Annotated in this window: 19 protein-coding genes; all 19 read left to right on the top strand. The window is 36.7% G+C overall.

Going from position 1 to position 23152, the window contains the following annotated elements:
- The first annotated feature begins 367 nt into the window (after nt 1-367).
- The 19 genes from CWC04_RS17845 (at nt 368) to CWC04_RS17935 (ending at nt 22936) form a co-directional block, all read left to right on the top strand.
- Entirely contained in the window at nt 368-1480 is a 1113-nt protein-coding gene (locus CWC04_RS17845; RefSeq protein WP_138686046.1) for a polysaccharide export protein, read from the top strand.
- Between the two features lie 15 nt (nt 1481-1495).
- On the top strand, nt 1496-1930 hold the full coding sequence (locus tag CWC04_RS17850; RefSeq protein ID WP_138686047.1) for a low molecular weight protein-tyrosine-phosphatase: 435 nt from the start codon (nt 1496-1498) through the stop codon (nt 1928-1930).
- A gap of 15 nt (nt 1931-1945) precedes the next feature.
- Entirely contained in the window at nt 1946-4171 is a 2226-nt protein-coding gene (locus CWC04_RS17855; protein ID WP_138686048.1) for a polysaccharide biosynthesis tyrosine autokinase, read from the top strand.
- A gap of 8 nt (nt 4172-4179) precedes the next feature.
- Nucleotides 4180-5310, top strand: coding sequence for a glycosyltransferase (locus tag CWC04_RS17860; RefSeq protein ID WP_138686049.1), 1131 nt, complete (start codon nt 4180-4182; stop codon nt 5308-5310).
- 104 nt (nt 5311-5414) lie between these two features.
- Nucleotides 5415-6944: an MATE family efflux transporter gene (locus CWC04_RS17865; protein WP_249326199.1), complete on the top strand. Its 1530-nt coding sequence runs from the start codon at nt 5415-5417 to the stop codon at nt 6942-6944.
- A complete protein-coding gene (locus CWC04_RS17870) occupies nt 6941-7993 on the top strand; it encodes an NAD-dependent epimerase/dehydratase family protein (protein ID WP_138686050.1) in 1053 nt (350 codons plus the stop codon). Before CWC04_RS17865 ends, CWC04_RS17870 begins: the two co-directional genes overlap by 4 nt.
- 15 nt (nt 7994-8008) lie before the next feature.
- Entirely contained in the window at nt 8009-9757 is a 1749-nt protein-coding gene (locus CWC04_RS17875) for a thiamine pyrophosphate-binding protein (RefSeq protein WP_138686051.1), read from the top strand.
- Nucleotides 9758-9792: 35 nt separating this feature from the next.
- Complete coding sequence (locus CWC04_RS17880) at nt 9793-10887, top strand: polysaccharide pyruvyl transferase family protein (RefSeq protein WP_138686052.1); 1095 nt, start codon at nt 9793-9795, stop codon at nt 10885-10887.
- Nucleotides 10888-10920: 33 nt separating this feature from the next.
- Nucleotides 10921-11841 carry a glycosyl transferase gene (locus CWC04_RS17885; RefSeq protein ID WP_138686053.1) on the top strand — a complete coding sequence of 307 codons (921 nt, stop codon included), beginning with the start codon at nt 10921-10923 and terminating at the stop codon, nt 11839-11841.
- Between the two features lie 11 nt (nt 11842-11852).
- Nucleotides 11853-12917 (top strand): EpsG family protein, encoded by a 1065-nt coding sequence (locus tag CWC04_RS17890; RefSeq protein ID WP_138686054.1) that lies wholly within the window; start codon nt 11853-11855, stop codon nt 12915-12917.
- Nucleotides 12918-12927: 10 nt separating this feature from the next.
- Entirely contained in the window at nt 12928-13749 is an 822-nt protein-coding gene (locus tag CWC04_RS17895; RefSeq protein ID WP_171038597.1) for a glycosyltransferase, read from the top strand.
- 17 nt (nt 13750-13766) lie between these two features.
- Nucleotides 13767-15167 (top strand): asparagine synthase-related protein, encoded by a 1401-nt coding sequence (locus CWC04_RS17900; RefSeq protein ID WP_171038598.1) that lies wholly within the window; start codon nt 13767-13769, stop codon nt 15165-15167.
- The gene (locus tag CWC04_RS17905; protein ID WP_138686057.1) at nt 15164-16312 is read left to right on the top strand and encodes a glycosyltransferase family 4 protein; all 1149 of its coding nucleotides are present in this window, start codon (nt 15164-15166) and stop codon (nt 16310-16312) included. Before CWC04_RS17900 ends, CWC04_RS17905 begins: the two co-directional genes overlap by 4 nt.
- The gene (locus CWC04_RS17910) at nt 16309-17247 is read left to right on the top strand and encodes a UDP-glucose 4-epimerase family protein (RefSeq protein WP_138686058.1); all 939 of its coding nucleotides are present in this window, start codon (nt 16309-16311) and stop codon (nt 17245-17247) included. Before CWC04_RS17905 ends, CWC04_RS17910 begins: the two co-directional genes overlap by 4 nt.
- 11 nt (nt 17248-17258) lie before the next feature.
- Nucleotides 17259-17807, top strand: coding sequence for a sugar transferase (locus tag CWC04_RS17915; protein ID WP_138686059.1), 549 nt, complete (start codon nt 17259-17261; stop codon nt 17805-17807).
- 303 nt (nt 17808-18110) lie between these two features.
- Entirely contained in the window at nt 18111-20060 is a 1950-nt protein-coding gene (locus tag CWC04_RS17920) for a polysaccharide biosynthesis protein (protein ID WP_138686060.1), read from the top strand.
- A 114-nt stretch (nt 20061-20174) separates the two neighbouring features.
- The gene (locus CWC04_RS17925; protein ID WP_138686061.1) at nt 20175-21341 is read left to right on the top strand and encodes a nucleotide sugar dehydrogenase; all 1167 of its coding nucleotides are present in this window, start codon (nt 20175-20177) and stop codon (nt 21339-21341) included.
- Between the two features lie 125 nt (nt 21342-21466).
- A complete protein-coding gene (locus tag CWC04_RS17930) occupies nt 21467-21814 on the top strand; it encodes a four helix bundle protein (RefSeq protein WP_138686062.1) in 348 nt (115 codons plus the stop codon).
- A 117-nt stretch (nt 21815-21931) separates the two neighbouring features.
- Complete coding sequence (locus CWC04_RS17935) at nt 21932-22936, top strand: NAD-dependent epimerase (RefSeq protein ID WP_138686063.1); 1005 nt, start codon at nt 21932-21934, stop codon at nt 22934-22936.
- Nucleotides 22937-23152 lie beyond the last annotated feature (216 nt).

Consider the following 23152-nt stretch of genomic DNA (forward strand, 5'->3'; position numbering starts at 1 on the left):
GGGGAGGAAGAGGGAGAGAAGTGCTAGGGATCTAGTAGACGCGCAGCGTGCTGGCGTTTATAAGCATCGATTTTAAGTATTTATAAAACTGCCTGAGCAAGCTTCACGCCGAAATGCGTTTTCTACTAGACTTATATGTTACGTTGTAGGCGGCTTGGTGGAGCAGTGTGGTTTTAGTCCAGGATAATAATAATACAAAACACGTGAGAAATTTTTCTATTTTGATAGCTGATAGCTGATAGCTTCAACAAATCGATTCACTCTTGCGCGTAAACATACCTCATGCTTTAATTACATCGCTAAAAAATAAGTACTCACCAAGGTTGGTGAGCAAGCGTAATATTTAAAATAATTTTGGGATTCTACAATGGCGTTAAGCTGTAAATCACTCGCAACTTCTCTCGTAATGCTAGCTATATCAGGTTGTACAATAGTACCCGGTAGCCATTTTGAAGGCATAGACTCAGGCGAAAAAAAATATAACCTTGAGCAAGATCTCGAAAAAGTAAACATTCAAATTATCGACTCTCAGCTTTTAAACACACAAAAGTTAGAACAGGCTGCCGCTAAGCCTATTTCAGGTAATGCAGGTGTAAACACCAGCAACTACGAATACAAACTAGGTGTAGGTGATGTACTAACGATAGGCGTGTGGGATCATCCCGAACTTACAATACCTGCCGCAGTACAGCGTACCGCTGAGTTTGATGGCTTTAGAGTGCAAAAAGACGGCACAATTACCTACGCGTATGCGCCTAACATACCTGCCGCAGGCCGAACTATTAGCCAAGTGCGTGACGACCTAGTAAAGCGGTTAAGCCGAGTAATAGAAGACCCACAAGTAGATGTAAAAGTAGTGGGCTTTAGAAGCCAAAAAGCGTACGTAACAGGTGAGGTAAATAAGCCAGGTGTTTACCCTGTAACCGAAATACCGCTTACCCTAATTGACGCACTAAACCAAGCCGGTGGCCTAACAGACTCAGCCGATTGGCGCACAGTTACCTTTACCCGCGGCGATAAAACAGAGGTCATTCAGCTTGATGACTTTTATGCGCATGGCGATATTTCGCAAAATCGTTTATTACAGCATGGTGATATAGTGCATGTAAGCCGTAACGACGCACAGAAAGTATTTGTACTAGGCGATGTAAAAAAAGCAGGTTCAGTAACCCTTAATCGCTATGGTTTAAACTTGGCCGAAGCATTAAGCGATTCAGGTGGTTTAAACGAAACAACCGCCGATGCAAATGGCGTTTTTGTACTGCGTAAAAGTAATGTAGAGCAAACCGGTTATATTGCAAACGTATATCAATTGCATGCAAAAAACATTACAGCAATGGTGCTTGCTGAGCAATTTGAACTTCAGCCACATGATATTGTTTATGTAACTTCTGCACCGCTTGCACGTTGGAACCGTGTAATAAGTTTATTATTACCATCAGTATCTACGGTTGATAACATAAATGATATTAACAACTAAAAGGTTTTTAAGAAAATGTTTGATTCAGTTTTAGTTGTATGTGCGGGTAACATATGCCGCAGTCCTACCGGTGAGTATGTATTAAAACAAAAGCTTGAAGGTAAAAATATTAAAGTATCGTCGGCTGGGTTAACCGCATTAGAGGGCAAGCCTGCCGATGCCACAGCAAAACAAATTGCACAAGCTAATGGTGTAAATATGGATGCCCACCAAGGCCGCCAATTAACATCAGCTTTGGTAGCGCAAAACAGCGTTATTTTAGTAATGGAAGAGCGCCATTTAAACGATGTACACGCCCGTTATCCAGAGGCACGCGGTAAAACCTTTTTATTAGGTAAGTGGATAAACAACGCCGAAATACCCGACCCATACCGCCAAAGCCAAGAGGCTTTTGAACACGTGTACACATTAATCGATAGCGCATGTAGCGCTTGGCAAAAGTATTTATAAGGAATGGCTAAATTAATGACTGCCCAGCCAAGTAATAAAAGTAAAAATACCGCACAACCCACTCAAGAAATCGACTTAATGGCACTATTGGGTGCATTGCTCGATCGTAAATATTTTATAGCCGGCATAACCGCATTATTTATGTTTGTAGGTGTGGTTTATGCTGTATTAAGCACACCGGTTTACCAGGCCACCGCCATGATTCAAGTAGAAGATGGCGGCGCATCTGTCCCAGGGTTTGACGATATGGCCGGTATGTTCGAAAGCACATCGGCCGCAGTAACAGAAATCGAGCTCCTTAAATCGCGCAGCGTAATTGGCGAGGCAGTAGATACATTAAAGCTTGATATAACAGCAGAGCCTAAGCTATTTCCATTTATTGGTAATCGCGCTTATCGTAAATTTATGCCAATGGAAGAGGGCGACTTAGCCGAGCCAAGCTTTGGTGCAAGTAGCTACGCTTGGGGCGGCGAAAACATAAATATTTTTAGGTTTGACGTACCACGCACAGCTGTAAACCAAAAGTTTACACTTGTAGCACAAACAAATAATGGCGTGGCGCTTTTAAATGCTGACGGCGAACAAATACTCGCTGGTAAAGTAGGTGAGGAGCTTACCAATGGTAAGTTTAACTTAACAGTACGCGAGCTTAATGCACGCCCAGGCACCGAGTTTTTACTTACACGCCATGATCGCCTAAATACAATACTTGATTTACAAGCCGCTATTGGTGCCAGTGAAAAAGGCAAAGATTCAGGCATAATAATTTTAAGCCTGCAAAGCACCAAGCCAAGTTATGCTGAAAAAGTGCTTGATAAAGTGGCTGCTATTTATGTACGCCGTAACGTAGAGCGCAACAGTGCTGAGGCACAAAAGTCGCTTGAGTTTTTAGAAGTACAACTACCAGAGATAAAAAAGCAACTTGAATACGCAGAGCAGCGGTTTAACGACTACCAAATAAAGCGCCAATCTATAAACATAACGCTCGAAACCCAAGGCGTACTTGAGCAAGTTGTAAAGCTTGAAACCAAACTACAAGAGCTAAACCTAAAGCGCTTAGAACTTGGCCGTAAATTCAAAAAAAACCACCCGTCATATCAAGGTATTGTTGAGCAAATTCAAGCGGTAGAAAAACAAAAAGACCAGCTAATTGGCGAGGTAGGTAGCCTGCCCGAAACCCAACAAGAGCTACTACGCCTTAAGCGCGATGTTGAGGTAAGCAACCAAATATATACACTGCTACTTAGTAAAACCCAAGAGCTCGACATAGTACGTGCAGGCACCGTAGGTAATGTACGTGTTATTGACTACGCCGAGGTAAACACCACAAAACCAGTAAAACCTAAAAAAGCACTAATAGTGGTTATGGCGACTATGCTTGGCGGTATGCTAAGTGTTGCAATTGTGCTTATACAAAAGGCCATGCATAAAGGGGTAGAAGACCCAAGCGAGATAGAAGCTCTAGGCATACCTGTTTATGCAAGTGTACCGCACTCAGACCATCAAGATAAGCTAACCGGCTTTACTAAAGCCCGTAAAAATAAAACGGCGAAGGCTAAAAGTATATTAGCGATCGATAACCCTGCAGACCTTTCAATAGAGGCACTACGTAGCCTACGTACCAGCTTACATTTTGCGATGATGGAAGCTAAAAACAATATTATTGCTATATCGGGCCCAAGCCCAGGTGTTGGTAAATCGTTTATATCGGTTAACTTAGCCTCGGTGCTTGCGCAAAGTGGTAAAAAAGTACTTATTATTGATGCCGATATGCGCAAAGGCTATTTGCAAACACAGTTTGGCTTAAAATGGGACAATGGCCTGAGTGACTACCTATCGGGCCGTTTAAACCTAGAGCAAGTTACTAAACCAACCAAAGTAGAAGGGCTAAATGTAATTACCCGCGGGCAAATACCACCAAACCCTTCAGAACTATTAATGCACAGCAACTTTAGTAAGCTGGTTGAAGAGGTAAGTGCTGCTTACGATATAGTAATTATAGATACCCCTCCAATACTCGCGGTAACCGACCCTGCAATAGTGAGTGCACACACAGGTACTACGTTATTGGTAGCACGCTTTGGCCAAAACCACCTTCGAGAAATAGAATTAACGCGAGACCGCTTTGATCAAAACGGTATTGATGTAAAAGGCGTTGTGTTTAATGGAGTAATACGTAAAGCAAGTAACGCCTATGGGTACTATGGTTATTATAACTATGAATATAAATCAGATCAGTAAATAAGCATATGAACTATATATTTTATTCTGTAACTGGTGATTATAACTCTTTTCACAGAAGAAGAGAAATAGAGGCGTTGGTAACTAAGAGTGCTGGGAAAGCATTGTATTTTAATAACCCTAAATTTATTCTTAAAGTTATTTATAATAAATTTAAGAATAAGGGCAAAAATAAAGTAGGGGAGAAAGCGAAGGGTAACATAAAAGTTGGTGACTTGATTACTCTGCTTCCGGTGTCATTAGCATTGAAAAGTAAATTTTTAATGCTTGTTTGTGTTACGCTACCAATTAAATTGCAAGTATACTTTGCAAAAAAATATTTTTTTAATGGTGAGAAATATATTAACTGGTTTTACAAGCCAGAACAGTATACTTATCTAAAAAATAATGGTGAATATATTTATCTTCATTATGATAATTATAAAGAAGATAGGAATTATAAGTTTTCGAGTAATAAAAACTTTGATGTAATATTAAAGTTGTGTGTAGAGGCTAGTTTAATTACATTAGTATCAAGCTCGAAACTTTATGAACGTTATAAGTCGTTTGATAACGAATTTATATATTATTACCCAAACGCTATATCAAGAGAGCTTGTTTATTCTGGGGTTCTGAAAATGAATGAGCAGCCCCAGAAAAAAATTGGCTTTATAGGTCAGTTGGATTCAACTTTTGATTATGACTTAATAAAAAAAGTAGCGCTGCACTATACGACTTATTCTATATTTTTGATCGGACCAGATAAAAATAAAGAAGCTGTCAATGAGCTGAAAGATATTAAAAACATTAGTTTGCTAGGTTTTCTGAGTTATGAGCAGCTTGCTGAGCAATTAGTAAATTTTGATTTAGGGATATGTCCTTATAAAGAAAGTGAGTTTAATCAGTATCGTAACCCACTTAAAATTATGGAGTATTTCTCTTATGGCTTACCAGTTGTAACAGTTAGTTGTGATATCAGTAAAGATATATCTAATCTAATATCAGTTGTAGACGATCATACACATTTCATTAAGGCAATTGAAAATGAGCTATCAAGTGACACCCTTGAAAAACGATATGCTCGTCAAAGCATAGCTAAGATAAACTGTTGGGATAACAGAGCCGAATTTATACTAAATAAGCTTAGCTTGCTGAATTAATATTCGCTGATAGTAGTTAGATTTCCTCGATATAGATTAGATCCCCTCGATATAGATTAGATTTCCTCGATATAGATTAGATTTCCTCGATATAGATTAGAGTAATGATTAGCAAAAAAATTTTTAAAAACACTATGATGCTGTATTTTAGGCAGATTTTACTACTTTTGGTAAGTCTGTATACTGTCAGAATTGTATTAGAAACTCTTGGTGTAGAAGATTACGGAATATATAGCGTAGTAGCAGGGATAGTAACCTTATGCTCTTTTTTGAGTGGAAGTATGGCTTCAGCTACCCAGCGTTTTTTTTCGTTTGCATTAGGTAAAAATGATGAAAAACTTCTAAAAACAACATTTATAGTCAATATTTCTATATTTGTTTTAATAGGTATAGTGATATTGGCCCTATTAGAAGGGCCTGGATTGTGGTTTGTTAGTAACCACTTAAATGTACCGATAGAACGTGCAGAAGAAGCTTACTTTTTATACCAATGCTCAGTTTTTACTTTCTTCTTTACAGTTCTAACGGCTCCATTGATTGCAATTATTATTTCACATGAAGATATGGAATATTTTGCATTAATATCCATAATAGAAGCGATAATAAAACTAGCAGCTGTGTTTGCTCTGGTTCATTTACCTGGTGATAAACTTGAAGTGTATGGCATTTTATTATTAATAGTTTCTATTTTTATTATGCTATGTTACGCGAGTATATGTTTTAAAAAATACGCAGAATGTCAATTACATACTTTCTATTGGGACTCTTCGCTTGTAAAAGAAGTGTTTTCGTTCACAGGTTGGAGCTTGTTTGGGCAACTATCAACTGCAGCGAGGTTACAAGCTGTAACAATACTTATTAATCAATTTTTTAATCCAAGTGCTGCTGCTGCAAGGGCAATAGCCATAACTATATCTTCAAAAATTAATATATTTTCTAATAACTTCAATACGGGCTTGTATCCCTCTATTGTAAAAAGCTACGCAAATAAGAATAATGAAGAGCTGTTTTCACTCATCTGCAATGGTTCAAAACTTACATTTTTCTTAATGTGGGTATTTGCTTTACCTTTACTTATTGAAATGGAAACCGTGTTAACTATTTGGTTAACAGACCTACCGGATCAAGTAGTTTTATTTTCAAAGCTAGCTTTAGTGGAGTCTTTGGTTTTATCAATTAGCTTACCGATTGCTACTGCCGCACGTGCACCAGGTAAAATGAAAGCGTATGAATTAACCTTAGGAATTTTACAATTATCGATTTTTGTCATTGCATATATTGTTTTAAATTTAGGGTTTCCTGCGTACAGTGTATTTGTCGTAGCAATAAGTATTAATGTTGTAATGTTTTTTGCTAGGTTGAAGTTAGTTTCTGGTTTAATTGGTTTACCTATACCGCTATTTATCAAACAAGCCTGTATCCCAATATCATCCTTGGTTATTATTTCTTCCTTATTTGCATATGTTAGCCATTTACTCTTACCTAATGGGATCTTTAGTTCCCTTTTTACTATTTTTAGCTGTATTTTAGTATCATCAATCACAATGTTTTATGTCGGGCTTGATAAGGCTTGGAGAGAAAAAGTTTTAACGCTGCTCAGAAAGAAAATTTTTAATAAGGAAAGGGCTAAGTGAAGGTATTATTACTTGGTGGCACTGGAGCTATGGGGGTGCATCTTGCTGCACTTTTATCAGAACGTGGCGATGAGGTTACGGTAACAACGCGTAGTAAAAAACAAAACGTAAATGAAGTAAATTATATAACAGGCAATGCCCATAACAATTTGTTTCTAGACGAGCTTTTAACTGCTCAGTGGGACGTTATTGTTGACTTTATGGTGTATTCAACATGTGTGTTTGAATCACGAATTGAAAAATTACTAAAAAATTGTGGTCAATATGTATATTTAAGTTCTGCTCGAGTCTATGCAGAGTCATCAACGCCCTTAACAGAAAATAGCCCGAGGTTGCTAGATACGACAAATGATAAACAATATTTAGAAACTGATGAATACGCATTAACGAAAGCTAGACAAGAAAATGCGCTTTTTGCATCATCTAAAAAGAACTGGACTATTATACGTCCGTATATAACTTACAGTGAAAAAAGGTTACAACTAGGTGTGCTTGAGAAAGAAGCGTGGTTGTATAGAGCCTTAAAAAAAAGACCTATAGCATTTTCAAATGATATAAATGAAAAAGTTACTACTCTAACTTATGGTATGGATGTTGCCAGAGGAATCGTATCTCTGATCGGCCATGAAGATGCATTAGGAGAGGCTTTTCACATTACTAACGATAAAAGCCTTAAGTGGCAAGAAGTATTAAGCCTTTATAGTGATGTGTTAGAAAAGTACCACAACATACTCCCTAAAGTCAGCTTACAAAATATGGTAGATTTTACCGCTCATCATACTGCTACATTCCAAATCAAATATGATAGACTTTACGATCGAAAGTTTGATAATAGTAAGATCAACCAGTTTATCGATACTAGTAGTTTTATAGACCCGGTTGAAGGTTTGAAGAAGTGTTTAAATACTTTTTTAGATGCTCCCCAATTCCTTGCAATAAATTGGCCTAAGGAAGCAATTAAAGATAAGCAGCAAAGTGTATTTACAAGCCTTTCAGAGTTAACGGGTCTTAAAAATAAAGCTAGATATGTATACTACAGATTTAAATAAACGGAATTCACAAACATGAGTCAATTAATTACAAAAGAAAAAAACGCACAGATAATAATTTCATTGTTAAAGGCCCACGGGATCCGTTTGGTTGTGGCTTCACCAGGTACAACTAACGTTGCATTAATTGGTAGTATTCAGAATGATCCTTATTTTACAATCTACTCATCTGTTGATGAGCGCTCTGCCGCATATCTTGCCTGTGGCTTAGCAGAAGAAAGTGGTGAGCCAGTTGTAATCAGCTGTACAGGGGCTACAGCCTCTAGAAACTACGCGCCAGGCCTAACCGAAGCTTATTATAGAAAGTTACCTGTATTGGCTATTACATCAATGCAGCAGTTCGGAAGGGTTGGACATAATGTTGCACAAGTTATTGATCGTAGTGTAATACAAAATGATGTTGCGAAATTTAGTGTTGAATTGCCTGTAGTAAAAGATGCAGAGGATTTATGGGATTGTGAGGTAAAGGTGAACAAAGCTATTTTAGAGCTTACTCGAAATGGTGGTGGGCCTGTTCATATCAATTTACCGACTACATATACGCTTCCTTTTGAAAATAAAGAACTACCTAAATACCGTGTTATAAACAGGGTAACAGTAAATGATAAAATGCCTGAGTTATCAGGACGGGTTGCTGTATTTATTGGCGCACATAAAAAATGGACAGAGGAAGAAACGGAAGTGCTGGATAAGTTTTGCGAAACTTATAATGCGGTAGTTTTTTGTGACCACACAAGCGGTTATAAAGGCAAACATAGGTTGCTTTTTTCATTAGTAGCGACCCAAGATGTTATGGATATATCTCAATTTAAACCAGATGTAATGATACATATTGGAGAGGTAAGCGGTGACTATGCGAGTATTTCTTTAGCAGGTAAGTCCGTCTGGAGGGTTAGTGAAGATGGTGAAATTAGAGATCCGTTCAGAAAATTAAGATACGTTTTTGATATGAGAGAAAAAGATTTCTTTTTGACTTATAGCCAAAAAAGCATTCAATCATCAACTCAAGAGTCTAACTACTTTACCGAGTGTTTTGAAGCCCTTGAAAGTGCAAAATCAAACCTACCTGACCTTCCTATTTCAAATATCTGGGTCGCCTCACAAATTGCTCATAAAATTCCAGGCTCTTCTGTCGTGCATTTAGGCATACTAAATAGTTTACGTTCATGGAATTTTTTTGAAGTTCCAAAGAGTGTCTCGACTTCATCAAATGTTGGTGGTTTTGGAATTGATGGCGTACTTTCTACATTAATTGGTTCGTCACTTGCTGATCCTGAAAAGTTAAACTTTTGTGTTTTAGGTGACTTAGCTTTTTTCTATGATATGAATGTTATGGGAAACAAGCATGTTGGTAGGAATGTTAGGGTTCTAATTATAAACAATGGTAAAGGTACGGAGTTTAGGCAGTATAATCACCATGCGGCTTACTTTGGAGAGGGAGCTGATGAGCTGATAGCTGCCGCAGAACACTTTGGAAATAAGTCTTCGTCTTTGGTAAAAAATTACGCTGAAAACCTAGGATTCGAGTATCTTAGTGCAGCCTCTAAAGAAGAGTTTGCTTTACATACAGAAAAGTTTCTAAATGCAGAAATAACTGAGCAGCCTATCCTTTTCGAAGTCTTTACTGATAGTGATGAAGAGAGCAAAGCTTTAGAGCTAATTAGGAATATTTCAGAAGATCGCGCCTATAAAATGAAAAAGAAAGCTAAGAAAATGATAGGGTCAACTGGTATGAATGTTTTAAGAAAGACTTTAAAAAAATAAAAAGTCAAAACTAGAATTGATTAAAAGAGAAATTAATGAGTAATAAAAAAATTGGAATTATAACGTTTCACAATGCACATAATTATGGTGCTGTGTTACAAGCTTATGGTTTATATCGTAAGCTTCAACTTCTAGGCTTTGAATCAGAATTTATACAAGATGCTAATGATACAGTTGGAAAAAAATACAGCCTTTATCCATCTTATAAAAATAAACCTTTACTTAGCTTTTGTAAATCTTGGTTATTGCTTTTAGCAGATTACAAAAGAAAGAGTAAACGTTCTTCTGCCTTTAATGATTTTATAGAAAACTACTTACCTACCTACGACCTTAATCGAGGTTGTAAAAGTTATTCCCATGTCGTACTGGGAAGTGACCAGATATGGAACTTCAACATAACAAGTGGTATCCAAAACATATACTTTGGTGAGAATGAAAATATCAGAACAGAATCAGTTTTTTCTTATGCCGCAAGTATGGGGAATGGTATGGAAGCTTCAAATTTTACCCCTAGCTTTAAGAGTAAATTGGAAGGTTTGAGTGCAATAGGAGTGCGTGAAAAATCTTTAAGTGATGAGATAAAGGACAATTTCGATTTAGAGTCAGTCGTAACATTGGATCCTACTTTGTTGCTAGAGAACGAAGAGTGGAATAAGTTATTGTCTTCTAAAGAAAGCACTGATAACCCATACTTACTTGTTTATGAAGTGGAGAAGAATTCAAATACGGCTGCGGTCGTGGAGTATGTAAAAAATAAGCTTGGGTTAGAAGTGAAAGTAATTTCATCAAAAATAAAAGCGGGTGAATCAAAGAGCAACATCACAACAGCCTCTCCGCGGGAGTTTTTGAGTTTATTTAAAAACGCATCGTTTGTTGTAACTACAAGCTTCCATGGAACAGTATTTTCGCTAATCAATGAAGTACCATTTTTTACGATTAAATTTAATTCTAAAGTGGATTTGCGATCCAGTGGTTTACTCGGCTCAGTTGAATTATGTGATAGACATATCGAATCAATAGCAGATGTTGACGAGCTGACAATTGACTTTACTAATGCAAAAGAGAATTTATCAGCACTGCGCATTAAATCTGAAACTTATTTGTTAAATTCTTTAAATGAAATAAGCTAAACCTCGCGTTAGCTAATGTAATACAGGCTTGATATGTTTAAAAAAGTAGTTTTGTTTTTAAAAAAACTTTTTAATTTAATTACTAGTTTTGAAAATAAACTAGCGTTAGGGATAAAAATAAATTACTTCCAAGGGTTATCATTAAGTGCAGAGGGTACACTTATTGAGAAAAACTCCGGTGGTCGTAAAGAGTTGATAGTTAGTTTTACGACCTATAGCAAAAGAATACATGATGTACATTTAGTTGTTGAGTCAATCGCACAGCAAACATTAAAACCTGACCGTTTTATTTTATGGCTCGATGAAGACGAATTTACTCTAGATAGTATTCCTCTTATTTTAAAAAAGCAGATGGCAAGAGGGTTGGAGGTTCGTTTCTGTCCTAATTACAAGTCATATAAAAAGTTGATACCTACTGTAGAGTTGTTTCCTGATGCGAATATTGTAACTATTGATGATGATGTGCTTTACCCACACGACATGTTAGAGCTTTTGCACCGCGAGCATCTAGCTCACCCTGAAAGTATTATTGCACACTGCACAAGAAAAATGACTTATGATAAAAGTGGCAAAGTTGGTAATTATCGCTCTTGGAAGCATGAAGAAAAAGTTACTGAACCGAATTTTGATTCTGTTGCTATAGGGGTTGGTGGCGTTCTTTATCCAACGAACTCGTTAAGTTCTGAATGTTTAAATATTGAAAACTTCTCAACGCTTGCACCTAATGCAGATGATATTTGGTTTAAAGCAATGGCCTTACTAAATAATACAAAACATAAAAAAGTATCAGACGACCGTGATTTTAAGTCAAGGTTTCTAGTGATTGAAAGTTCTCAGGACATTGCGCTAGCAAACAGTAATATGCTACAGGAAAACAGAAATGATCTTCAAATAAATGCTGTATTTGAAAGGTATGGATTGCCTATAAACCCTTCCATTTCTTCAAAAGTTTAAAGTAGGTTGATTTGGCTCCTTATTTTTTAATACCTATTATTATTTTACTAACAAACTTGTTTCGTGTGAGTGAAAAAAGTTCTTTCCAGCTTTGCTTTTTTTTATTGTTAGCATTTTTTGCCGGTGCTAGAGGCGCTGGTGTTGATCTAGATTTTGCGAATTATTATAACCTTTGGTATCGAACATATTCTTTCTATGAGTTGCTTGTTGAGCCTATTCCTAAATTAATTTTTCAATTATCTTATATTTTAGGGCTTTCGTTTAATTTTGCATTGTTAGTTTTTTCTACAGTTACAATGCTTTTATTGTATAAAGCATGTGCTTTACTTAATGCTAATAGGTGGGTTTTCCTATTTTTGTATACGGGTTACTTTTTTTATATTCAAACTATGATGCAAATAAGGTTTTCGTTAGCGCTTGCTTTTTTTGTTTATGGCAACCTTCTCTTAGATAGAAATAAGTTACTGGGTTGTATTTGGTTATTTTGCTCCGTACTTTCCCATCAGTCTATGTTTTTGCTATTAATTATGATGCCCATAATTAGAATAAATAACTTGAATTTTACATTATATTTGTCTGCCATAGCTTTTCTTATGCAATTTTTGTCTATTTTTCAATATAGCTTTGTTAATACATTTTTCCAAGTAATACTGATGTTTGTTGAAAGTGAAAAAGTATTAAGGTATTACAATGATTTTAATGCATATGTTACTACTCCAATTAATGTTTTTAATTCAATAAATTTTTTAAATATCACACTTTTGACTTGGTGTGCTTGGAATATCAAGGTTGTTCCATCCGAGTTAAGAAAGTATGGTTACTTTTTTATAAATAGTATGCTGCTAGGCCTTATTTTTCTCAACCTATTAAGGGAGTTGTCATCTTTTAGTTTTAGGTTTTATGAAATGATGTTCTTCTTCTTGCCACTCTTGGTTGCTTTAGTTTATAAGTATTCAAATTTTAGCTACAAAACTATTACTGTTTTCTTTTCAACTCTTTACGTTTATGTGTCACTGTATCAAATAACATATGGAACATCAGTTATAGCTGAGTACAAAACGGCTTTATTTAGTTAGTGGGAGTATAGTGGATATTTTAATAAGTGTTGTTATTACAACTCACAATAGGTTGGAATTACTAAATAGAGCATTGTCCTCTTTAGAAAATCAAACATTCACGGATTTTGAAGTCATAGTATCTGATGATTGTTCTAATGTAGATGTACATGACTTTTTGGAAAATTATAAAAAACATAGCCAGTTAACTATACGATATCGCCGCAATAGTGAGAACAAAGGCGCCTGCTATACCCGTAATGAAGGTATCAAGATAGCTAGAGGGAAATACATTGCAGGGTTGGATGACGATGATGAGTTTACACCCAATAGATTAGAAGTGCTGTTTAATGCATATAAACCAGAATACTCTTTCATAACCTCTAATACTACCGTAGTCAAAAAGTCGGGCCAGACGACTTTGTTTAAGTCTGAGAGGCTAATTAACCTTAAGGATATGTTGTGGGGAAATATAGCCGGTACACAAGTTTTAACGGAAAAAGCTAAACTTTTAGAGTTAGGGGGGTTCGATGAGGAGCTCACCTCAGCACAAGATGCCGATATGTGGTTAAGGCTAATTGAATGCTATGGTCCAGCTTTAAGGCTTAATGAGCCTTTATATATTTTACATACAGAGCATGAGCAGGGTCGTATTTCCACTTCAAAAAATAAAATTAAGGGCCTATTACATGCTTATAACAAACATTCGAATAAAATGAATGAAAATCAAAAGTCTCTACATAAGTTTAAATTGGAGCTTTACAAAAGAGATAAAAAGCTAACTCTTTCAGTTTTAAAATGTTTTTCTTTTGGTTTTATACCTTACTTAATTTACAGAAAGCTATTCATTTAACTTTACAGGGCCGTTTCATGGAATTTTGTGTTTTAAAAGACAAAGAAAAGATTGAGTTTGAAAGCTTTAGTTTGTTTAAAGGTTGGGCTGAAAAAAGCTTGGGCTTAAATTTCATTGGGAATGATATCTCTTTTTTTAGTGTTAGCTTAGCTACAAGGCTTTTTATTTTTAAATTCGATGACGTACTTTATGTGTCTGATTCTTTAGCTGGTGTAACAGATTATCTAAAAAACTCTGAAGAGCTGCCTGATAGTGTTGGGTTTTATAAAAAGTTTGGTTTTATCTTGCCGCCATTTACTCAGTATTCAGGTGTGTATATAACAGCTCCCTATATTCGTTTTGATATTAGTGAAATTGGTATTAAGTATAGTTCTTACTATCCAAGCATAGATAGCTTGGCTACCAACAGCACCCCCTCATTAGAGCAAGAATTAAGTGCTTTTTTTTCTAAATTAGACCCTAGTATTAAACTTGATATATTAGTTAGTGGGGGGATTGACTCGTCAGCTTTGCTAGGTTTCGTAAATGATAAATTTACTTTATCAAAGTCGATAATGTGTCAAATGACCAGCCTACCGAAAGAAGGCATTATTGCAAATGAACTTTGTGATTCTATTCGTATTCCCTTTGAGTCTCATAATTTGGATACAGATTTAAGTAATAGAGCATCTGAATTTATTGACGAAACTGGTGAATATATCTCAGATTCAATCTCCTTAGTTTTTCCAGAGTTGTTTGATAGAATATCTGAACCTCACCAGGCAAAGTATTTGATAGATGGTCAAGGAGCTGACTCTCTTTTAAATGGGTTGCCACTTGATAAGGTTTATACACTCTGGACTAGGCTTTCTTGGGCTAAGTATTTATTTTATCCTTTGTCGAAGTTACCTATCTATAAAGATAAAAGCAGCCCTTTGAAGCGAAAGTTATACCGCTTTAGTAAAGCTATTAAATGTTTAACACAGTTAGATTTTAGGAATTCAATTCTGTGTGCAATGACTGAAGATGAAAGTATTACTACAGACCATGAAAAATATTTTTTATCAGAGTTAGAAGATCTCCATAATAAATATCAAGATTGGCACTTAGTTTTAAGAGTGGTTTATTTATTTAGAGTATTACCAGCACGGGAAATGCAAAAGTATCTCCTTGCAAAAAAATATAATATAAACATCGTGGCTCCTTTTTTAGATGATGACTTGATAAATGCCTACCTGTTTACACCTAATAGTGAGACGATTAAAAAAGGGATTTATAAATACCCAATTACGATCTTGGCCCAGCGCTATTGGCCCGGCTATTTTGAGACTTCTAAAACATCCCCATTTCAAATCAATTATCGCCTAGGCCTTAATGATATTAAGTCATTTTCGATTGAAAAGATAAGAAAAGCGATAAATGGAACCAGTAACTCATGAAACCGTCAAGACTTTTATTTATAGTTAATGTTGACTGGTTTTTCATTTCACACCGTTTGCCAATCGCCCAAAAGGCTCTAGAAGAAGGTTACAAAGTTATTATTGCTTGCCGCTTCACTGAGCACAAAGCAGAGCTTGCTGCTATGGGGTTTAACGTTGTTGAGGTTCCATTTAGCCGAAGTGGCGGTGGGGTTAAAGCAGAAATAAACACGATAAAAGCTATTAAGCAAGTTATTGAAGATGTTAAACCTAGCCTGATACACGCAATTACTATTAAGCCTGTGCTTTATACTGGCATAGCATTAAAAACAGTTAAGAAAGATATTCCGTTTGTGGCTGCAATTTCTGGCTTAGGCTATGTATTTACTGCTAATACATTTAGAGCGAAAGTAACGAAGTTCATAGCATCTGCATTCTATAAGGTTGCTCTTTCACAAAAGCTTAAAACTGTTATTTTTCAAAATACATCTGATGAGGCAATACTAACCCGAGTTGCTAAGCTCAATAGCACTGATAAATTTTTAATTAAAGGATCAGGTGCGGATTTATCTGTTTATAGGTTTGAACCAGAGAACCAAGCTCCACCACTAAAGGTTGCTATGGCGTGCCGTTTATTAATAGAAAAAGGTGTATATCAATATATTGAAGCGGCAAGAGTAGTCAAAAAGACTCACTCTGATGTTGAATTTTTACTAATTGGTACACCCGATTTAGAGAATCCTAACTCTGTAAAGCAAACAGAAATTGACACTTGGGTTAAAGATGAGGTCATCAGCTATCTAGGACACAGAAATGATATCCCCGATGTTTTTTCTAGTAGCAGCATTGTGTGTTTACCATCTTTCTACGGTGAGGGGGTGCCAAAAGTCTTAATTGAAGCGGCTGCATGCGGTCGAGCTATTGTAACAACTGATAACCCCGGTTGTAGAGATGCTGTTATTGAAGGTGAAACAGGCTTAACTGTGCCTGTGCGAGATTCAGATAAGCTAGCTGAAGCATTAATTCGCTTAATCGAAGATACACAGCTTAGGTCTAATATGGGGCTGAAAGCTCGTAAATTTGCAGAGCAAGAGTTTGATGTTAATAGTGTTGTTGATAAACATTTAGAAATTTATAGCGCATTATTAGCGAGGGATAACCAATGATTGCTTTAACAGGTTATACAGGTTTTGTGGGTAGTGTAATGTTGAGAAGGCTCGAACCTGATAATGTTTTACTTTTAGGCCGTAAAGCACCATCAAGTTATCCCCATTTTAATTTTTTTGATTTGTCTGATACGCAAAATCTTGATCTTAAAAGTTGTTTGAGGCCGGTCAATGTACTTATACACAGTGCTGCACGAGTTCATGTAATGAACGATAATGCAGTTGACCCACTTTCAGAGTTTAGAGCTATTAATACCATTGGAACACTCAAATTAGCTGAACAAGCAGCGAAAGCAGGTGTAAAGCGCTTTATTTTTTTGAGCTCCATTAAAGTTAATGGTGAGGGCGCAACTGGCAAACTACCCTTTAAAATAACCGATAAACATGCTCCTGAAGATCCATATGGTATCTCTAAATCCGAAGCTGAACAACAATTGTTAGAGCTTGGCAGACAAACAGGTATGGAGATAGTTATTATTCGCCCTCCGCTAGTGTACGGTGAAGGTGTTAAAGCTAACTTTGCATCTTTAATGAAGTTGGTTGATAAAGGTTTTCCACTACCGTTTAGATTGATTAGTAAAAATAAACGAAGTTTAGTATCCGTTTATAATTTAGTTGATTTAATTAATGTGTGTGTCGGTCATCCCGATGCAGCGAACCAAGTATTTTTAGCGAGCGATGATCGCGATTTATCTACTGCTGAAATGGTTGAGCTTATGGCAGAAGTACAAGGTAAGCCCAACTTGGCTATACCTGTACCAGTGTGGTGTTTTAAGTTTGTCGGTAAATTATTAGGTAAGCAAGCAGTGATAGACCGCTTAACAGGTTCATTACAATTGGATATTACACATACAAAAAAAACACTTAATTGGACACCACCATACTCTGTAGAAGATGGTTTTAAACTGGCAGCTAAAAAACTCTCAAAAAATTAATGGATTTATAAATGATACGTTTACTCGACCTTTTATTTTCACTATTTGGTTTATTATTTACGTCACCATTTTTAGTGATTCTATACATCATTGGTTTGTTTGATACCGGCTCACCGATATTTACCCAAGAGCGGGTAGGGCGTAACAAAAAACCGTTCACTCTTGTTAAATTTAGAACTATGACTGTTGATACAGCATCTGTAGCAAGTCATTTAGCGAGTACAGCATCGATCACTCCTTTTGGAGGTTTTTTACGTAAGACAAAACTCGATGAATTACCGCAGCTCTGGAATGTACTAAAAGGTGAAATGAGCTTAGTTGGCCCTCGCCCTGGATTGTTTAACCAAGAAGAATTAACACAAGCACGTGAAGCTAAAAATGTATTTAACGTACGCCCTGGTATTACCGGCCTTGCTCAAGTTAACGAAATTGATATGTCTACCCCTGAGTTACTTGCCAAAACAGACCGTGAAATGATAGATACTATGACTATCGGTAACTACTTTAAATATATATTAATGACTGTTATGGGCAGTGGTAGTGGTGATAGAGTTCGATAGCTCTTACTTTTAATAATTTAAGAAAGGTTTTATTTTTTATAATGTTAAACAACCTTTCTTTACGCGTTAATTTAAACTTAAAAACCATCTGGGCATAGATAAAGCGTTCGCTTTATCACACGAATAATAATTTCAATAAAATTATGTGTTTTCTTCAGTAATTTATGTGTGTAGTTTGTTGATTACCCTTTAAGCTTCTCTATAAACTGGCCGCGAACAATTATACTTATTACAATCCACATGTTGTTTAATCAAAATAATTAATGGGCAATGCCCTCTACATAAACCTCACAGGAACTAACAATGGATAGTTTTATTCGCTCAATTTTAAATGCTTCTCGCGCTAAAAAGCGGATTATTACACTTTGTATTGATTCATTATTCATCACTTCAGCGTTCTGGCTAGCATTAATTGTTAGGTTAGATAGCTTTGAGCCACTTCAGCGTTTAGACAATTGGCTGTTATTGGCAGTGTTAATACCTGTTAGCTTATATACATTTATAAGCTTAGGTTTATATCGTGCCGTACTTAGGTATATGAACTCACAAGCTATTTGGGCAATAGTTTTAGGTACTGTTATTACAACGGTTAGTTTAGTTTTAATTGCCTTTATTTTGGGTGTAAATATACCCCGTACTATGCCATTTATTTTTGCGTGGCTTTGCTTGTTAACAGTGGGTGGAGCACGTGTTTTAGTACGTGCGATTATCGGTAAAATGACAACCAATAAAAAAGAATCTGTGATTATTTATGGTGCAGGCTCTGCTGGCCGGCAATTAGCTACAGCATTAGGTGCAGGGCCTGAGTATTTTGTTAGCGCCTTTATTGATGATGACATATCAAAACACGGATCTATTATTCAAGGTATTCCCGTTATTAATTTCCAAGGAGTTTACGAACTAATAGATAAACGAAAAGTTAGTAAAGTTTTATTAGCACTGCCTAGTGAAACACGTGCTCGGCGAAAAGAAATTTTGGCACAATTAGAACCGCTCGCGGTTAAAGTGCTTTCTATGCCAGGTATGGCCGATGTTGTGGAAGGTAAAGCAAAGCTTGCTGAAATAACCGAAGTAGGCGTAGAAGACTTACTTGGCCGTGATCCTGTAGCCCCTAACAGTGATTTAATGACAGCTAATATTACCAATAAAGTTGTAATGGTTACCGGTGCAGGTGGTTCTATAGGCTCTGAGCTTTGTAGGCAAATAGTAAAACAGCAGCCAACTAAATTAGTGTTATTTGAACAAAGCGAGTTTGCTCTATATTCCATAGAAAAAGAGCTATGCGAATACATAACAAATAACAACTTTGAAATAGAACTAGTACCAATTATGGGCTCTGTACAGCGCATTAATCGCCTAGAAACCGTAATGACTGCATTTGGTGTTAAAACGGTTTACCACGCAGCGGCTTATAAACATGTGCCGTTAGTTGAGCATAATGTTGTTGAGGGGGTGCGTAATAACGTATTTGGTACTTATTACGCTGCAAAAGCAGCAGTAAACGCAAAGGTAGAAACTTTTGTGCTTATATCAACAGATAAAGCAGTACGCCCTACCAATGTAATGGGCGCCACTAAGCGTATGGCAGAGCTTGCATTGCAAGGGTTAGCGCAAGAGCAAGGCGTTAAACATAAAACGCGATTTTGTATGGTACGGTTTGGCAATGTATTAGGTTCTAGCGGTTCTGTAGTGCCCCTATTTCGCAGGCAAATAAAAGAGGGCGGCCCAATTACGCTAACTCACCCTGATATAACTCGCTTTTTTATGACTATCCCCGAAGCTGCGCAATTAGTGATTCAAGCAGGCGCAATGGGTAAAGGTGGTGATGTGTTTGTACTTGATATGGGGGAGCCTGTAAAAATTAAAGACCTTGCTACTAAAATGGTTAGACTTTCAGGGTTTGAAGTTAAAAATGACACTAATCCTCACGGCGACATAGAGATTAAATGTACAGGTTTACGCCCAGGTGAAAAGCTTTATGAAGAGCTATTGATAGGCGATAACGTAGGGGAAACGTCACATGAACGTATAATGACCGCCAACGAGGTTATGTTGCCTTTATCTGAATTTAACGTATTTATTGAAGCCTTAGATATTGCTTGTCATAACTTTGATCACGAGTCAATACGTCAATTATTGATAGATGCCCCAACTGGTTTTAATCCAACTGATGGTATATGTGACTTAGTATGGAATGCCAAAAAAGACAATATTAACCAAGAAAAACAAAATGTTGTGAATATAAAAGGTTAAATTTAACTTCAGCTAATGCTCTTGGCAGAGTCCAACAGAAATGTAATAGCTGATGTAATACTTCTCTGGTAAAATAAATGCTACTAATCATCAATTAAATCTTAAAGGAATAACATGAAAATTGCCGTGGTAGGTACAGGCTATGTAGGCCTTTCGAACGCTATGCTTTTGTCGCAACATAACGAAGTGGTTGCACTTGATATTGACGAGAAAAAAATAGCTCTTTTAAACGATAAGCAGTCACCAATTGTTGATACAGAAATTAGTGAGTTTTTAACGCGTGATGACTTAAATTTTATAGCCACTACTGACAAGGTAGCCGCTTATAAAGACGCTGATTACGTAATTATAGCTACACCCACTGACTACGATGTTGAAAACAACTACTTTAATACTAGCTCTGTTGAAGCCGTAATTAAAGATACTATGGCGCATAACCCTAATGCGGTCATGGTGATTAAGTCGACTATCCCGGTAGGCTTTACGGCTGATATTAAGCAGCAACTTAATGCTGAAAACTTAATATTCTCTCCTGAATTTTTACGTGAAGGCAAAGCGCTGTACGATAACTTACACCCGTCACGTATTGTTGTAGGTGAGCAAAGCGAGCGAGCAACTGTTTTTGCTAACTTACTTAAGCAAGGTGCAATTAAGCAAGATGTTGAAGTGCTATTCACTGACTCAACAGAAGCTGAAGCGATTAAGTTATTTTCTAACACTTACCTTGCTATGCGAGTTGCTTATTTTAATGAGCTTGATAGCTACGCAGAAGCACATGGCTTAAACTCTAAGCAAATTATACAAGGTGTAGGCCTAGACCCACGTATTGGTAACCATTACAACAACCCGTCGTTTGGTTATGGTGGCTACTGTTTACCAAAAGACACCAAGCAACTACGTGCTAACTACCAAGATGTACCAAACAATATTATTGGCGCAATTGTAGATGCCAATACAACACGTAAAGACTTTATTGCCGACTCAATTATTAAGCGCAGCCCTAAAGTGGTAGGTGTGTACCGTTTAGTAATGAAAACAGGGTCTGATAACTTTAGAGCCTCTGCCATTCAGGGCATTATGAAGCGTATTAAAGCCAAAGGCATTGAGGTTGTTGTATTTGAACCCGTGCTTGAAGAGAGCGAGTTTTACCACTCACGCGTTATAAAAGATTTAAATGAGTTTAAGCAAATATCTGATGTAGTAGTTTCTAACCGTATGGTTGAAGAGCTTAGCGACATTGCAGATAAAGTGTATACACGTGATTTATTTGGTAGTGATTGATTGGATAATAGGTTAAAGGTTAAAGGCTAAAGGCTAAAGGCTAAAGGCTAAAGGTTGAAGGCTTGAGATTAAAGACCGAAGGTTAAAGATTTAAGGCTTAAAGTTAATTTATAGTAGGGGGCGTTGTGCAATTTGAAGATTTAAACGTTTGGCAACGCTCTGCGGACTCAGCTTGTGAAGTTTTTATTTATTTTAAGACTAGTAAGCAATTTGGGCTAAAAGATCAAATTACACGATCTGCATTATCAATTTCATCAAATATTGCAGAGGGGTATGAAAGGAAAACTGCTAAAGACTACTGTCGTTTTCTCTCTTACTCTAAAGGTAGCTATGGAGAGCTTCGTTCACAGCTATATATTGCCTTAAAAATTGGTGAGGTAGATACAAAAACAGCAGAAGCTTGGATAGTAGAATCTAAGCAGCTATCAAAAATGATATCTTCCTTAATGAAAACGATTGAAGCTTGGGATTAGGTTTTTTTGAGTTGTTATCTTTCTACTTTGACCTTTGAACTATGACCTTTGACCTTTGACCTTTGACCTTTGAACTTTCACCTTTAATCTTTCGACCTTCCCAAACTTAGGAATTTTATGAAGTATTTAGTTACAGGTGCAGCGGGTTTTATTGGTGCTGCAACGTGCCAAAAATTATTGGCTGCTGGCCATGTTGTTGTTGGTATAGATAACCTTAACGATTATTACGATGTAAATTTAAAGTTGGCACGTTTAGCGCAGTTTGAAAGCCATGATAATTTTACGTTTATTAAGCTTGATATAAGCGAACGTGCTGCAATGAGCGAGTTATTTGCAGCACAGCAGTTTGATAAAGTAATACACTTAGCTGCGCAAGCGGGTGTGCGTTACTCAATAGAAAACCCAGATACCTATGCTGATTCTAATTTAGTAGGGCATTTAAATGTGCTTGAAGGATGTAGACATAATAATGTTAAGCACCTTGTTTATGCATCATCTAGCTCTGTTTATGGCCTAAACGAAAAAACGCCATTTGAAACTACCGATAGTGTTGACCACCCTGTATCGTTTTATGCGGCAACTAAAAAAGCAAATGAGCTAATGGCTCACAGCTATTCGCATTTATATAGCTTGCCTACCACTGGGCTGCGCTTTTTTACGGTTTATGGCCCGTGGGGGCGCCCTGATATGGCGCCGTATATTTTTACTAAAAAAATACTCGCCGGCGATACTATTGATATAAACAACAATGGTGATATGTGGCGCGACTTTACTTACATAGACGATATTGTAGAAGGTGTTGTACGCGCTGCCGATGTTATACCTAAAGCAAACCCTGACTGGCGAGTAGAGAGCGGTTCGCCAGCTACTAGCTCTGCCCCTTATGCGGTTTATAATATTGGCCACGGTAGCCCAATAAACCTAATGAAGTTTATTGAAGCAATAGAAGGTGAGCTTGGTACCGAGGCAAATAAAAACTTTCGCGAAATGCAAGCGGGCGATGTTTATAAAACATATGCTGACACGCAGGATTTGTTTAATGCGACTGGCTATAAGGCCCAAGTAGGTGTTAAGCAAGGCGTTAGTGAGCTAATTAAATGGTATAAAGACTTTTATAAATAAGCTTTATAGCGAAGTAAACACTGCTTTTTTTAAAGGCAGTGTTTACTTAAAAATAGTTTAATTTACATTTTGATAGCTAAAAGCTAAAAGCTAAAAGCTAAAAGCTAAAAGCTAAAAGCTAAAAGCTAAAAGCTAAAAGCTAAAAGCTAAAAGCTAAAAGCTAAAAGCGAAAATCTAAATGCTAATAGATACAAGATTATTTAGATTAGACAGATA

This window comes from Pseudoalteromonas sp. S2893, assembly GCF_005887105.1.
GTDB lineage: Bacteria > Pseudomonadota > Gammaproteobacteria > Enterobacterales > Alteromonadaceae > Pseudoalteromonas > Pseudoalteromonas atlantica.

What these genes read in the sequence shown, in the direction of transcription:
- CWC04_RS17885 (WP_138686053.1), top strand. Translation starts at nt 10,921, where the DNA reads ATGTTTAAAAAAGTAGTTTTGTTTTTAAAAAAACTTTTTAATTTAATT.
- CWC04_RS17855 (WP_138686048.1), top strand. Translation starts at nt 1,946, where the DNA reads ATGACTGCCCAGCCAAGTAATAAAAGTAAAAATACCGCACAACCCACT.
- CWC04_RS17850 (WP_138686047.1), top strand. Translation starts at nt 1,496, where the DNA reads ATGTTTGATTCAGTTTTAGTTGTATGTGCGGGTAACATATGCCGCAGT.
- CWC04_RS17865 (WP_249326199.1), top strand. Translation starts at nt 5,415, where the DNA reads ATGATTAGCAAAAAAATTTTTAAAAACACTATGATGCTGTATTTTAGG.
- CWC04_RS17860 (WP_138686049.1), top strand. Translation starts at nt 4,180, where the DNA reads ATGAACTATATATTTTATTCTGTAACTGGTGATTATAACTCTTTTCAC.
- CWC04_RS17925 (WP_138686061.1), top strand. Translation starts at nt 20,175, where the DNA reads ATGAAAATTGCCGTGGTAGGTACAGGCTATGTAGGCCTTTCGAACGCT.
- CWC04_RS17905 (WP_138686057.1), top strand. Translation starts at nt 15,164, where the DNA reads ATGAAACCGTCAAGACTTTTATTTATAGTTAATGTTGACTGGTTTTTC.
- CWC04_RS17920 (WP_138686060.1), top strand. Translation starts at nt 18,111, where the DNA reads ATGGATAGTTTTATTCGCTCAATTTTAAATGCTTCTCGCGCTAAAAAG.
- CWC04_RS17910 (WP_138686058.1), top strand. Translation starts at nt 16,309, where the DNA reads ATGATTGCTTTAACAGGTTATACAGGTTTTGTGGGTAGTGTAATGTTG.
- CWC04_RS17915 (WP_138686059.1), top strand. Translation starts at nt 17,259, where the DNA reads ATGATACGTTTACTCGACCTTTTATTTTCACTATTTGGTTTATTATTT.
- CWC04_RS17935 (WP_138686063.1), top strand. Translation starts at nt 21,932, where the DNA reads ATGAAGTATTTAGTTACAGGTGCAGCGGGTTTTATTGGTGCTGCAACG.
- CWC04_RS17880 (WP_138686052.1), top strand. Translation starts at nt 9,793, where the DNA reads ATGAGTAATAAAAAAATTGGAATTATAACGTTTCACAATGCACATAAT.
- CWC04_RS17900 (WP_171038598.1), top strand. Translation starts at nt 13,767, where the DNA reads ATGGAATTTTGTGTTTTAAAAGACAAAGAAAAGATTGAGTTTGAAAGC.
- CWC04_RS17845 (WP_138686046.1), top strand. Translation starts at nt 368, where the DNA reads ATGGCGTTAAGCTGTAAATCACTCGCAACTTCTCTCGTAATGCTAGCT.
- CWC04_RS17875 (WP_138686051.1), top strand. Translation starts at nt 8,009, where the DNA reads ATGAGTCAATTAATTACAAAAGAAAAAAACGCACAGATAATAATTTCA.